We start from the raw sequence: 242 nt of genomic DNA on the forward strand, positions 1-242 counted from the left end.
GCGCGACGAGCGTCCACGCGAGACTCATGCCCGCGACGATGCCCAGCGTGCCGACCACCAGTGCGGTCACCTGCATGTTGGCGCTGAACCAGATCGTAAACAGCCGCTTGGGCGTGCCGTAACGCTCGCCATGCGGAATAAATTCGATGCTGCGATTTTCGACATCCATGACGGGGTCTCCCTCCGGGTTGACCGTCACGCGTGCGTGCATGGCGCGCGTGACGGTGTGATGCGCCCACTCT

Annotated in this window: 1 protein-coding gene; it reads right to left on the reverse strand. The window is 63.6% G+C overall.

Going from position 1 to position 242, the window contains the following annotated elements; translation table 11 throughout:
- Nucleotides 1-242: cytosine permease (locus tag SB786_RS37410; RefSeq protein ID WP_410731738.1), on the reverse strand; the 242-nt coding region annotated here is incomplete at both ends.

Source organism: Burkholderia sp. SIMBA_062 (assembly GCF_046534765.1).
Lineage (GTDB): Bacteria > Pseudomonadota > Gammaproteobacteria > Burkholderiales > Burkholderiaceae > Burkholderia > Burkholderia ambifaria.